Origin of the sequence: Listeria weihenstephanensis (genome assembly GCF_003534205.1) — a bacterium.
GTDB lineage: Bacteria > Bacillota > Bacilli > Lactobacillales > Listeriaceae > Listeria_A > Listeria_A weihenstephanensis.
The window spans coordinates 745,610-759,121 of the sequence record NZ_CP011102.1; the positions used below are offsets into that span (position 1 = coordinate 745,610).

The window sequence follows — 13,512 nt, forward strand, 5'->3', positions numbered from 1 at the left end:
GAAGGATGGAAATGAATAAGACAACGAAAAAAATGGATAATGAAAAGAACGGAAAAAATAAGGCTACACGCAATTGGAAGACAAGATTATTATCAGGGATATCGATTTTTCTAATGGTATTTTTGCTAATCGTATTAGTGGGAGTGTATTTCCCTGATGTATCTTTTGTCGGTGAAATTGGTACAATTGTGATGTCATTATTTTCGCTACACTTAGTTATTTTAAGTATTGTACTTGGAATTTTAGCGATATGTATGTTCCGAATGGGGCTCAAACGAATCGGCATGGTTTCGGTCATATTTACGACAGTTTTCATCATTGGGTTCTCGATTCCAATCGTGCAAATGGTGCAAGTTGCGAACCAATATAACGCAAAAATCTCATGGACGGAAAACCTTTTTTCAATGCCCGATATGGGAGGACCTGATTTAACTAAGTCTGTAAAATATGCTACGGCAGATGATACGGATTTATATATGGATATTTCTATTCCCAAAAACGGAAAAACGAACAATCTCACACCTATCGTTTTGATTCATGGCGGGGGTTTTGTTGCAGGAACTCGTAATCAATCTCCTTCATGGACGCAGTTTTATCTTGATAGAGGATACGTCGTTTTTGATGTAGATTATCGTTTGGCTAAGGAAGATTATCCAACGTGGGACAAGGCGGCACCTGATGTGGCGACGGCAATAACTTGGATTGGGAACCATGCGGATAAATACAACGTGGATATGGATAAATTGCTCGTGGCAGGCGGTTCGGCTGGTGGAAGTTTGGCGCTACAAGTTGGGTATGGTCTGAATGATGGCACGCTAAAACCTTATATTTCTGGTGAAGTTTATAAACCCAAGGCAGTCGTAGCAGTATATCCAGCGCAGAATATGACAAATATTTGGTATGAGGGCACGAATTTCTTTGGCATGAACGGTGAGGAATTCCTCGGATCTTATACCGGCGGCTCACCTACTGAAAAACCAGAAGCCTACGCGGCGATCGATGTCGGTAAACACATCACGGATACTACGCCACCAACGCTTATCATGGTCGGGAAAAACGATCATCTTCTCCCATATAGCGGTCAAGTAGCCTTTGAAAAATTACTGAATAAAAATAACGTTCCAAATGAATTTGTCGCGATCCCGTTCAACGATCACTTCTTTGATCTATCTGGCGGTAGTATCGGCTCGCAAATTAGTTATCAAGCAGCAACGGATTTTCTTGATAAATATACAAAATAGGCTCAAAAAGCGCTATAATTCATTGTCTGTCAATGAGGTTATAGCGCTTTTTATTATGCTTTTTGTTTATCGCGAATCAAAAGTAAGCTGGCCAAAGCTCCGATGCCGAGAAGGACTGCAATCAGTATATTAGCGTGATTCATCCCTTCATTGAAAGCTTGGAACACGATGTTTTTAATTTGATCGAATATTGGCAGTTGTTGATACGCTTCTGCTTGTTTACTATCGAAAATCTGTTGCCCAGCGAACGGGCCTGCCTTATGCAGAATTTCAACCAATTGTGTTTTCATAGCAGCGGGTACTTCCGTCATATTTTTCAAGCTACTAGTTAGACTGTCGAAATAGCCATTCGTAACACTTATTCCGAGCATCACCACGCCAAAAGAAATACCAACTTGCCGTGATACATTCAAAATTCCTGATGCCATTCCGATATGTTTTTCAGCTACGGAACTCATGGCTACATTTGAAATTGGCGGATTAACCAAAGCATTACTTATGCCGAGCAAGATGAAACCAGGGAATAAATAGCTCCATTCGAAAGGTACTTTTAACAGGTAGTTAATGATCAAAATACCAACCATACCTATAAACAAGGCGATCGTGATCAACCAGCGATTTCCGATTCTATTGGTGATTACCCATGTGAAGGGACCTAAAATTAAGGTGAAAACGCTGATGAGCAAGAGCTTTAATCCGGTTTCAAACGCCGAGTAACCCATGTAGTTTTGCATCAAAATAGATAAGTAGGTAAATCCACCATAAAGCCCAGCGCCTAATGTAAATGCTGCAATATTCGCGCCGATGAATGATCTCGATTTGAAGATGCTTAAATCAATCATCGGTACTTTGACTTTACGTTCCGCAATAATGAATAACCCCAGGGAAACGACTGCTAGGGCAAACAACGCGATAATCCGCCAATTTGTCCACGTGTAATCGCTATGTGTCTGCTTTTGGATCAAGGCAAAAACTGCGCTGAAAATCATTATCGTACTAAAAATAAGGCCTAGAAAATCAAAAGACTCGCGCTGTTTCTTAGTAGTATCGGTTATAAAAATCATTCCGAATAGGATAGCTATAATCCCGACTGGAATATTAATCAGAAAAATGGAGCGCCATCCGAGGCTATCTACGAGAATTCCGCCAAGCAGAGGGCCAATCGAAACCGCCAAACCTACAGCGCTACTCCAAATCCCCAAGGCCAAGCCGCGCTGTTTTTCAGGGAATGCAGAGGTAACGATAGAAAGAGATAAGGACATCATCGCTGCACCACCGACGCCTTGCAATCCGCGGAAGATATTGAGCCATAAATCACTGGTCGCCATCCCGCTAGCGAGTGATCCGATAATGAATACTAGTAGCCCCGATAAAAAGACAATCTTTCGACTGAAGCGATCTCCTAATTTAGATACTGGCAGCAACATAACCGCGTAAACTAAAGTGTAGGCATTTAAAACCCACTGCAGGCTAGAAAAACTTCCGGCAAAACTTTGTTGAATCTCGGGTAAGGCAACATTTACAATGGTGATATCAAGCATCGCCATGAAAACCGCCAAACTTACTGTCCCTAAAACCCACCATTTTTTACTTTCTTTCATGTTCATTCCTTCTTCCTTTTATAATATGCATATAAGCGTATTAATGCATGCTTTATTTAAAATAAAAACACTCTACTTACATATTTAAGAGCGTCTTCATGTTTGTTGCCGCTGTTTCAAAATTACCAACAATTGCTTTTTTATCGACTTTGTAAAACACTTCGCGACCGACTTTTCTACGTTCGACGGCACCGAAACGATTCATGTAGTCCAAGTGACGGGAGATTACTGAACGATTTTGAGGAAAGTTTTCAGCGATTTCTCCGATAGTTAGTTCGCCTGAGCTTGCTAAGAAAATCAACAACTCACTGCGTACAGGTTCACAGATTGCTCTAAAAAATTCGATATCAATGTTTTCCTGGATTAATTCGCGACATTTCTCTGGATCATATTTCCCTTTCATGTCATCACCTCTTGTAAATATATTATACGCATATGTGTGCACATGTCAAGTGTTTTTATCAGCGAGAATCACCAGCAAAAGGACTAGCCAATTTAAGCTCGCGTTTTTCATCATTGACAAACTTCCTCTGCGCGCTAATAATTTCGACCGCGTCAGGCGAACTATAAACATCAAGCTTAGCGTCGATCTCTTTTAAATTCTCGTTCAGCGTTACTATTTGCTCCATAATTTGCTCGCGATGCTCCGAAAGCAATGTTTTCCGCGAATCAATCGTACTTGTACCTTCCATACAAAAATCGATGTACTTCCGGATATCTTTAATTTGCATCCCAGTATTTTTTAAACAACAAATCGTTTGTATAAAAGATAAATCCGATACGGTAAATTCTCTGTGACCGGATTCATTTTTCGCGACAAATGGCAGTAGGCCTTGTTTATCGTAAAAGCGAATCGTATATATTGATAGTCCGAACAACTCTGAAACTTCTTTAATAGAATACGTCATGTCTCTATCTCCTTAAAAAAATTATTAAAACGCTTGACCTAGACATAACTCTAGGTTCTATGATAAATATAAATCATAACGGCTTTATTAGCAAGTTATAACTGGAGGCAAGAGATATGGAGAAAAATGTATTAGTAACAGGTGGAACGGGATTTTTAGGTACGCAAATGATTTTTCAATTATTACAGAAGGGCTATCATGTGAAAACGACCCTTCGTTCGATGAAGAGTAAAGATAAGGTGATCGATGTTCTGAAAGCTAACGGGATTACCGAGTTTGATCGGCTCAGTTTTGTGGAGGCAGATTTGTCAAAAGATGATAATTGGGATGAAGCAATGAACGATTGCGACTATGTGTTAAGCGTTGCCTCACCAGTCTTTTTCACGATTCCCAAAAATGAGGAGGAGATGATACGCCCAGCTGTGGATGGTATTATTCGCGTGTTAAAAGCGGCCAAGAATGCCAATGTGAAGCGTGTTGTCATGACTTCCAATTTCGGTGCAGTTGGGTTTAGTAATCACAATCCGAACGTGACGACAACGGAAGAAGATTGGACAAACGTCGATGAAAAGGGTCTATCCGTCTACGAAAAATCAAAATTACTCGCTGAAAAAGCTGCATGGGATTTCATAAAGACACAAGGCGGTCAACTCGAGTTTGCGACGGTGAATCCAGTTGCAATTTTAGGACCAACGTTAAGCTCGCATATTTCAGGAAGTTTCATGCTGTTGGAACATCTGCTCGACGGATCGATGAAATCTATACCTAATATCCCTCTAAATGTGGTGGATGTGAGAGACGTCGTTGATTTGCATATCCGCGCAATGATAACTCCAGCTGCGAATGGCGAGCGTTTTATCGCAACCGCTGACGGCCAAATCACGATGTCAGAAATGGCGGCACTTTTGAAAAAGACAAACCCAGAGATTGCAAAAAATGTTCCTACAAAAATACTGCCTAATTGGGTGGTGAATCTGGGTTCTTTATTCAACAAGGAAGCCAAAGAAGGCGCGCTACTTTTAAAGATAGGGCGGGATGTGAGCAATAAAAAGGCGAAAGAAATATTGGGATGGGAGCCGATTTCAAATAATGAGGAAGCGATTCTTGCCTCGATGGCTAGCATGATTAAATTCGGCCTTTTAAAATAGGACGAGGAGGGAGTGGCCGCTTGAATATGGCTGCTTCTTTTTTTGTTTGGAGTATTAATAATTGAAAAAATGGGATTGCTTGCGTAAACTAGGAGTGAAGAATGGACATTGGAGGAGAGACAAAATGAAGAAACCAAGAATTTTTACTATGTCATTTGCAAGCGTGTACCCGCTGTACATAACGAAGGTTGAGAAAAAGGGCCGGACAAAGGCAGAAGTTGATGAGGTCATTTTTTGGTTAACGGGGTACGATGAGGCGTCTCTGAAACAAGCGGTGGATGAGGAAGTGGATTTTGAAACATTTTTCGAGCAAGCGCCGGAGATGAATCCGAATGCTGCACTGATTAAAGGCGTGATTTGCGGATATCGAGTGGAGGATATTGAAGACCCGCTGATGCAGCAGATTCGTTACATGGATAAATTAGTGGATGAATTGGCAAAAGGAAAAGCGATGGATAAGATATTGAGATAGCAAACACCCAGCTCAGGCATAATAAGCCGTCTGAGCTGGGTGTTATTTCGTCTATTTGACTTCCAAAAACAACACTTTTAAATAATTGCCTTCTTTAAAACTATCCCGAGTCACGAAATCTGCGGGTAATGTAAATTGCTCAACAATGCGATATTGCCGACCTTGACTTGCGAAGGCATCTTGTACGACTTTCTTAAATTTATCCATCCCGTAACCCGCGTAGTTCGTTGATGCTACAATAATGCCGTTCTCGTTTGTAATCGCAATACTTTCTTCAAGCAGCTTTCCATAATCCTTGGCGACGCTGAATGTTGTTTTTTTCGTGCGCGCAAAACTCGGCGGATCAAGCACAACGAGGTCAAACGATAGATTTTTGCGGTTGGCGTATTTGAAGTATTGGAAAACGTCTTCAGCCATAATCGTGTGCGCCGATGGATCGAGCTCGTTCACAAGGAACTGTTCGCGCGTCTTTGGAATGCTGCGGTTAGCTACGTCGACATTGGTCGTATGAGAAGCCCCGCCGAATGCTGCAGCAACGGAGAAGGCGCCAGTGTAAGAAAATGTATTCAAAACGGTACGTCCCGCAGCATAATCATCACAAATCGTTTTGCGAACGTCACGTTGATCGAGGAAAATACCAGTCATCGCGCCATCGTTCAAATAAACGGCGTAATTAATGCCATTTTCCTTCACAATAAGCGGTTCCGGAGCCGTTTCGCCTTCTAGAAAATCATCGCTTTCCAAGTATTGGCCTTTCGCATCAAACCGGCGCTTTTCATAGATGCCGCGCGTGTCGATGGCGTTTTTGATCGCGGCAAGCAACACCGATTTCCACTTATAAATCCCGTGGCTGTACCATTGCAAAACAATGAAGCCGTCGTAATAATCGATCGTCAAGCCGCCTAAGCCATCACCTTCCCCGTTGAAAATACGGAAAGCCGTTGTCGCATCATCGTTAAAAAAGGCTTGCCGTTTCGCGAACGCTTCTTTAAACAGCGCAACAAAAAAAGCTTGGTCAAGCGGTTGCGAATCATCCGACGTAAGTATCCAGCCGATGCCTTTATTCTGATTACCGTGATAGCCTTTTGCGAGGAAGCGATTTGACTCATCCGTTAGGCGTAAAATCGTGCCTTCTTCCATATCGGGAAAGTTCACTACGGCTTCTTTTGTAATAAGCGGGTAGCCTTTTATGTATTCATGAGCTGATTTCTTCTTTATTTTAATGGTTATTTCATTCATAATTTTCATCCTCATTTGTAAAGTAGTACCTCCACTATATCATATATTTTCTGAAATGTGCGGTGTCGACACTGGTATATCATTATTATCGCGTAAAAATTAGCGATAATTTAAGCGTGATTATTGTACGATATGGAACGAAAGTCAAACAATTGCAAGAGTGAATTAATATCAAAGACCCTAACAAGATTTTTGTGAATCAAAATACCCGTATTGAATATAGGAAAAGCCTCGCGACTGTGCTTTTTATATAAAGTTATAATTGATAACTAAAAATGAGGCCGAATTGGCGTTTACGAACGAAAAAGCGACGTTCACGACAAATCGTACAAATTTCATTTTTATTATGTTATAATGTGATTTACTACACAAATAGGGAGAGATATCAATGAAAATGATTAGAATTAGTTTATGCATGGCTATGTTTTTACTTGGTAGCGTGGCACTTGGATCAATAAATGTGTTTGCTGATGAGATGCATAATCACGAAGAAATGAGCAACAAATCAGAAACAGAAAAAAAAGAAAGCGTCAGCTTACCTACCGATAATTTAACAATTAAAAATGTAAAACGGTTAGAATATTCTATGCCAGAAAATGCTCCTGCTGATTTAATTAACCTATATTTAAAAGCAGGATGGGAATGGAATAAAGAACTTAATTACATGTTTAAAGATGTATTATATGAGGATGAGACAGTAAATATAAACGGAATAGACTACGTAACTGATGAAGATGGAGAAGTTTCGACAAAGATAAGTGTACGAGATGGATCCAGTAAGGTAGAGGTTTCGTCAGATAATTATGACACCAATCCAGTAAGTATAACAGCTGAAAAAAATGACGAGCCAAAACAAATTAGTGTAAAACCAGGTGAGCAAAAAGAGGTAGTACTTTTGGAAGAAATTAATTTAGATACCATGATTGACAGAATGGATGAAATGAATGGTCAGAAATTAAATACGGAGAATACACTGACAACCAATAAATTTGTTGTTAGTCCACTTGGAAAACAAGATAGCCATCATTTTGAAGTTCTACTAATGGCATCTAAAAAAGGGGATACAGTAACTTGTAATCGCTATAATGGACCGTGGGGAAATAATACTTATTACTCTAAAACTGCAAATCCTGTGATGGCTTCAAGGAACTTTTTATGGAGTGATTGCGATCAAGCACTTGTATGGCACGTACAATGCTTGAAGGATTATGGACCTGCTAAGTATCGTTATTGCGCTTGGGACCCAACTGCTAAAAGAGGCAAATGTAGTGGATTAATTGGTCATAGTAAAAAATTCCATGCACATTAATTGAGTGAAGAGGTGAATATTATTTGAATAAGAAATGGATATTAATAATTTCAATAATTATTTTGGTAGTGTTGTTAGCTGTAGGTTTTATATGGTTTAAAAATAATGGACCAATAAAAGATACATCACTAAAAGAAGACGGTATTGGAAAGCTCACAATTGGAATGGATGAAGAACACATCAGGCATTATTATCCTGAATTTGCTATCTCTCATGGGAAGAACAACAATATTTATTATTATAATGATGAAGATAGTTTTATTGTTACTACTAAAAATAAGAAGATAGTCTGTATTGAACTAAGAAATGAGGTACCAGACCAAAAACTAACGACGAAAAAAAATATAACATTGGGTAGCTCATTGAAAGAAGTAGAAAAGGCCTACGGGAAAAATTATAGAAAAAAATCTACTGAACGCTATGGAAATGTGATAGAGTTTCAAGATTCTAAAACAAATCAAAAGCTAGTATTTGGGATTTTTGATAATAAAGTTAATGTAATCATTTTTTATGATTATGAAAAATTTGAGTATCAATTTTAATTAAATATCTGATTAAAGTATGCAACTTAAGAAGTCTTCGAATTAATTTTCGGGGCTTTTTATTTTGTTTCTTCATAATTTCCCTTAAAAGCGTGATGAGTACGTAAATATAAAAATTCCGCCGACTATTTTAATACTTCACTATCATAAAAAACAGAAACGAAATTGTGACAAAAAGTTCATAATTTGGAGGCGGAAAACGGAAATATTTAACTTTTGAATTAGCGTAATATGGTATGATTTTACTGAAAAGAGCTATATGCAAGGGAGAACATGATTTAGCGGAGGGCTCTTATCATATCTGAAAAGGGAGGATGTTTTAGTTGAAGAAGTTGCTGTTTATGTTGCTTATTGTTGTTTTTTGTATGGTCGGTCATCAGGGAGTTCAGGCAGAAACGAATAAGATTGATGTTAGTGAATATGTAACCGCTAACAAAAAAGGCGCAGCGGATCAAAATGCTTATAACTGGAATGATTTGATGCGCAAACTGGATAGCGCAGAACACACCACGATCTATGTTCCAAAAGGGGCTTTCTATTTTAGTCAGACACTAGCGATTCCATCAAATGTGACGATTGTTGGGGAGAGAGCAGGGGATTCCTCACTCGTGTTTACAAAAGTTGTCGCGGGAATTACGATTCGTTTTCCAGCAGGAGAGACGAAAGCGCATTCCATTGGTTTGGAGAATCTGAAAATAAGTTATGACGATAGTGCGCCGGATGAAAAGAACTCGAGTCTCATTAGTTTTGGGACGCCTTACGAGGAGCTGAACTACAATGATTATCAAGTGATGGATAATGTGATAATTCAAAACTGCATAATCGATGGGAAAAAGAAGGGGAGTTCAGCGATTTATTTAGGGCGAGTTTTGAATGTGACGATTAGCAAAAATACCATCCAAAATTCAGGCTTGCAAAATGGGATAACTCTGGAATTTTGCAAGAATGTTCGGATTGATGATAACGATATTTCAGATCTAGGGAGATCGGGGATTCAAATGTATAAATATAACGGGAGCGCTACGGAACCGATTATTATTGAGAAGAATCGGATTACGAATTGGATGCAGCGCTATGGTTATGAACATTTTAAAACGAAATATGAAGCCGGTAAAGTTGTAGATGTGATGAATGATGCGGGGATTGATAGTTACGGGCCGCAAAATGAGAATTTGATCATCAAGGGGAACATTTTAACGGCTGGCAGGGTGAACAGTTACAATCCGAATAACACGAAAATTTTAGCGGAATATGGGGAGGAAATTTATAAAGAACACGTTATTTTCTTTACAGGCATACGTTTGTGCGGTGTGAAAGATGTAATAGCGACTGGTAACGAGGTCGATCTAAAGGGGCGCGATATATTCACGTTGGTGTATATTAATAGTCGTGAGAAGGCTGCAACTAGGACGAAACCGAGCAATATTATCGTGGATCAGAATTCATTTAAGGCCGAGGGGAACATTCGCTATCCGGTTCGTATTTTTGATGGAGAGACGGCGGAGAATCAGAAGGAAGATGGGATCACATTTATAAATAATGATTTTACGGTAGAGGGAAAACTTGTGGATAACGGTTACTTTGCCTTTTTTACGGTTAGTTCGGCTACTAAAAAACTGCATCTTATCGGGAACAAGATCAATATGACTGCGCGTCATGACTATTTTGTTTCGGTGAGTGATAATGAATACGACGGGGAAAAAGTGAAGCTACATGAGTTAGTCGCGACGCTAAATTCGGTGAATGGGGAGCCAATAAAAACCGTGCGTGGCAACGTTGGAGCTATTGATTTTACACATTATTTGCAAGATCAGCCACTTTTCACGCACACAAATATGCATGTAGGGCAGTATTTGGATCCAGTTTGGAAGGTTCGTTTAATAAAGAATGGCCTTGTAATCAAGCAGGCAGAAACAGATACTAAGACGAAAACCTACACATTTAAAGGGCTCGATGGATTGGTACAAAAAGATGAGAGCAAATACGAGCTTGCCGGTGTCGATCTAGCATATAAGGAAGTTTTGCGGATACCGCTGGAGGTTCGATTGGCACTTGAGGCGCCGCCATATATTGTTGGTACGAATGACTACAAGGGGACGTATGGCGGGACAGTTGCGAAGGTGAGAATTTTGAAAGATGGATTGGTGTTGAAACAGGCGGATTCGGATGGGTCAGCATACCAGTTCAAAGATATGAAAAGTCTGATTCGGGAAGATGGCAGTAAATATGAAATACTTGGAGTAGACAATAATTACAAACAGGTTGTGCGCTTTCCGCTAGTCATCCAATCGATTCTAGATGTACCGGAATATACCGTTGGGGAAAGGGAGCTTGGCGGCGCGTATCAGGAGAACATTCAAGTTGTACGGTTATTTAAAGACGGCAAATTGGTGAAACAGGCGGATCTTGACACTGCGGCAAGGACGTATAAGCTAAAAGGAATAGATAATATTGTGTTGGACGATGGCAGTAAGTATGAAGTAGTAGGGCTAGACGCGGGCTACAAAGAAGTCGTACGCATCGATTTGAAAGTTAAAGCTTTGCATGTAAAATTGACGCCAGAGCCATATACAATTGGCAATTCTGAACACAAGGGGACATATGAAGAACCAATTTGGCGCGTGCGTTTGTTAAAGGATAATGTCGTCGTTAAGCAATCTGATATGGATACAGCCACGAAAACATATATATTAAAAGGGCTAAATAATATCGTGAAAAATGATGGGAGCAAGTATGAATTAATCGGTATTGATTCGTCGTATCGAGAAATCGTGAGAATGGATTTCAAAGTTGGGATTTGAATGAGAAAAAAGCAACAAGCGTCTGGCTTGTTGCTTTTTTGAATATATTTTTAGAAATTAGCTACGCGACCGTATCCAACAAGATATTTCGCCCAGTAACCAGATGAAATGTTATCGATTTTAACACCGTTGTCTTGTGCGTCGATCATTTGACCGCCACCAATGTAAATACCAACGTGTGCAATGCCGCTACCATAATCAAAGAATACTAGGTCGCCAGGTTGTGCTTGGCTCGCGCTGATTTTTGTAGAAGCTGCGTATTGTGATCCCGATGTACGTGGAATCGAAATACCTGCTTTTGCAAATACATATTTTGTGTAACCGGAGCAATCGAATGTTGAAGGTCCGTTACCACCCCATGAATAAGGTTTTCCAAGGTGTTTTTGTGCTTCATTCATTAGCGAGCTGAAACTTGCTGTAGCTGATGATGAGCTATCGTTACCACTGTTGGAATTGTTATTCGAACTGCTGTTATTGTTATTTGATGGTTTACTTACGTTTGAATTATTGTTGGAAGTGGAAGCTGTTCCTTTTACTTTCAAAACATCGCCAACTTGTAAGCTATCACTTGAGGCATTGTTTAATGCTTTTAAGTTACTTACTGTCGTACCAAATTTTTGTGCGATTGTATAGTATGAATCGCCACTTTGGACTGTGTAGCTGGATGTATTAGAAGTGTTCACAACAGGTTTACTTGGTTTATTGACGTTTGTTGATGTGTTTGTGTCAGGTTTTGATACGGTAGGTGTTGTTGGTTTTTCAGTGTCCGGTTTGTTCACGGTTTCTTTCACTGGTGCGGAACCTTTCACTTTTAAAACGTCGCCGACAACGATTGTATCGTTATCTAGACTGTTGATTGCTTGTAGGTTTGCAACGCTCGTACTGAAAAGTGTTGCGATTTTGGAAAGCGAGTCACCAGATTGTACCGTGTATGTAGATGCATTTGTATCTACTTGAACGACTGGAGCTTCGTTTTGTTCCACTTTTGGTGGTGCAACTGGAGCTGGAGTTTCTTCCTTCACTTCTTCTTGTAAAGCTTCTTTTTCTTGTGTTGGTGCAGTTTCTGTAACGGTTTCAGCTGCTTCTTCTTTCACAACTGGAGCAGTTACTTCTTTTTCAACGGCTGCGGGAGCTTGTGCTTCGCTTTGGTTTACTGCAAGTGTTTGACCAACGTAAATAGAGGAAGAGGATAGATTATTCCATGCGATCAAGTTTTGAACGGATACGCCATATTTGGTTGATAGTGCCCAAAGTGTGTCGCCGCTTTTTACTTTATGTGTTGTTGCGTCTGCTGCTACTTCTTGCTCAGCAGCTGGTTTGGCTACTTCTGCCTCAGCTTTTGGCGCAACTTCTGTTTCTGTTTTTTGTTCGGTTACTTCTTCTTGGGCGACAGGTGCGCTTGGAGCTGTTTCAACGACAGGTGCAGATGCGTCGGATAGGTATTTGCCATTAACAAAACCTGTTTTTCCGTCTGCAAGTGTGACTTTGTTCCAGCCATTTGCTTCTGTAGATTCCACTGTGACTTGTGTGCCACCTTTAATAGAAGTAAGAATCGTGTTATCAGCGCTTGGACCTTGACGAACGTTTAGCCAAGTCGCATTGACTGATTTTGTTACAGCTTCGGCTTCTTTAGAAACCTCTAATTTTTGACCTGGAAAAATGGTATCTGAAGTTAATTTATTCGCTTTTTTTATAGTATCGACGTCAGTACCTGCTTTTTGAGCGATTCCCCATAATGTGTCGCCTGCTTGTACGATGACCGTGTTAGCTGATGCAATAGTTGGTGCTGCGAAGGCTGTTACTGCGATTCCTGCAGTTGCCGTTGCGATTGCCGCCTTTTTCATATTTATAAAACTCCTCTCTTACTTTTAATGCTAGGTTTTCTTTTTTATACATACTCATGTAATACCCATTCTACGGGGAATTAAATTAAATTACAAATCGTGAAGGAATGATGGGCGCTAAAACTGTGAACACGCGGTGGTTTCTGTAATATTTCTGTAAAGAAGCAAAACAAGAACGTTTGTTTCGAATCGTGATAGAGCGCATTAACATGGGGATCGTGATTGTAGCAATGTATATAATAGGCATATCAGACTTGCGCCCTAGGAAACCTGTTGGAAAACGGCAATAGATAAATTTAATCTAATTGTAATATTAGGTTTCGGTAGGTTTATGTAGCTTATTGTAAAAATCCTAAAAAGATCATAGTTTCTTTGGTTTTGCAATGGTTTCTAGGTTATAATAGAAG

At 39.9% G+C, this 13,512-nt stretch carries 11 protein-coding genes; 6 read left to right on the forward strand and 5 right to left on the reverse strand.

Annotated elements, in window-relative coordinates:
* The first annotated feature begins 11 nt into the window (after nucleotides 1–11).
* Entirely contained in the window at nucleotides 12–1,241 is a 1,230-nt protein-coding gene (locus UE46_RS03630; RefSeq protein ID WP_233230979.1) for an alpha/beta hydrolase, read from the forward strand.
* A 53-nt stretch (nucleotides 1,242–1,294) separates the two neighbouring features.
* Here the strand turns inward: UE46_RS03630 and UE46_RS03635 are convergent, their stop codons facing one another.
* The 3 genes from UE46_RS03635 to UE46_RS03645 all read right to left on the reverse strand — a co-directional run bounded on the left by UE46_RS03635 (nucleotide 1,295) and on the right by UE46_RS03645 (nucleotide 3,750).
* Nucleotides 1,295–2,842: an MFS transporter gene (locus UE46_RS03635; RefSeq protein ID WP_036060788.1), complete on the reverse strand. Its 1,548-nt coding sequence runs from the start codon at nucleotides 2,840–2,842 to the stop codon at nucleotides 1,295–1,297.
* A 76-nt stretch (nucleotides 2,843–2,918) separates the two neighbouring features.
* A complete protein-coding gene (locus UE46_RS03640; protein ID WP_036060789.1) occupies nucleotides 2,919–3,245 on the reverse strand; it encodes an ArsR/SmtB family transcription factor in 327 nt (108 codons plus the stop codon).
* Nucleotides 3,246–3,303: 58 nt separating this feature from the next.
* Complete coding sequence (locus tag UE46_RS03645; protein WP_036060791.1) at nucleotides 3,304–3,750, reverse strand: MerR family transcriptional regulator; 447 nt, start codon at nucleotides 3,748–3,750, stop codon at nucleotides 3,304–3,306.
* Nucleotides 3,751–3,866: 116 nt separating this feature from the next.
* On the opposite strand from UE46_RS03645, the gene UE46_RS03650 reads away from it, so the two are divergent.
* Complete coding sequence (locus tag UE46_RS03650) at nucleotides 3,867–4,898, forward strand: SDR family oxidoreductase (protein ID WP_036060794.1); 1,032 nt, start codon at nucleotides 3,867–3,869, stop codon at nucleotides 4,896–4,898.
* A gap of 124 nt (nucleotides 4,899–5,022) precedes the next feature.
* Nucleotides 5,023–5,370, forward strand: a complete 348-nt coding sequence (locus tag UE46_RS03655; RefSeq protein ID WP_036059613.1) for a DUF2200 domain-containing protein — start codon at nucleotides 5,023–5,025, stop codon at nucleotides 5,368–5,370.
* A 51-nt stretch (nucleotides 5,371–5,421) separates the two neighbouring features.
* Here the strand turns inward: UE46_RS03655 and UE46_RS03660 are convergent, their stop codons facing one another.
* Nucleotides 5,422–6,612, reverse strand: coding sequence for a class I SAM-dependent rRNA methyltransferase (locus tag UE46_RS03660; RefSeq protein ID WP_036059629.1), 1,191 nt, complete (start codon nucleotides 6,610–6,612; stop codon nucleotides 5,422–5,424).
* Nucleotides 6,613–6,997: 385 nt separating this feature from the next.
* Here UE46_RS03660 and UE46_RS03665 point away from each other — a divergent pair, with 385 nt between their 5' ends.
* The 3 genes from UE46_RS03665 (at nucleotide 6,998) to UE46_RS03675 (ending at nucleotide 11,261) form a co-directional block, all read left to right on the forward strand.
* A complete protein-coding gene (locus UE46_RS03665) occupies nucleotides 6,998–7,918 on the forward strand; it encodes a hypothetical protein (RefSeq protein WP_118907404.1) in 921 nt (306 codons plus the stop codon).
* Between the two features lie 23 nt (nucleotides 7,919–7,941).
* The gene (locus tag UE46_RS03670; protein ID WP_036059610.1) at nucleotides 7,942–8,460 is read left to right on the forward strand and encodes a hypothetical protein; all 519 of its coding nucleotides are present in this window, start codon (nucleotides 7,942–7,944) and stop codon (nucleotides 8,458–8,460) included.
* A 323-nt stretch (nucleotides 8,461–8,783) separates the two neighbouring features.
* Complete coding sequence (locus tag UE46_RS03675) at nucleotides 8,784–11,261, forward strand: right-handed parallel beta-helix repeat-containing protein (RefSeq protein ID WP_036059608.1); 2,478 nt, start codon at nucleotides 8,784–8,786, stop codon at nucleotides 11,259–11,261.
* Between the two features lie 50 nt (nucleotides 11,262–11,311).
* On the opposite strand, the gene UE46_RS16495 is transcribed toward UE46_RS03675, so the two are convergent.
* Nucleotides 11,312–13,105 carry a LysM peptidoglycan-binding domain-containing protein gene (locus tag UE46_RS16495; protein ID WP_036059606.1) on the reverse strand — a complete coding sequence of 598 codons (1,794 nt, stop codon included), beginning with the start codon at nucleotides 13,103–13,105 and terminating at the stop codon, nucleotides 11,312–11,314.
* Nucleotides 13,106–13,512: the final 407 nt, after the last annotated feature.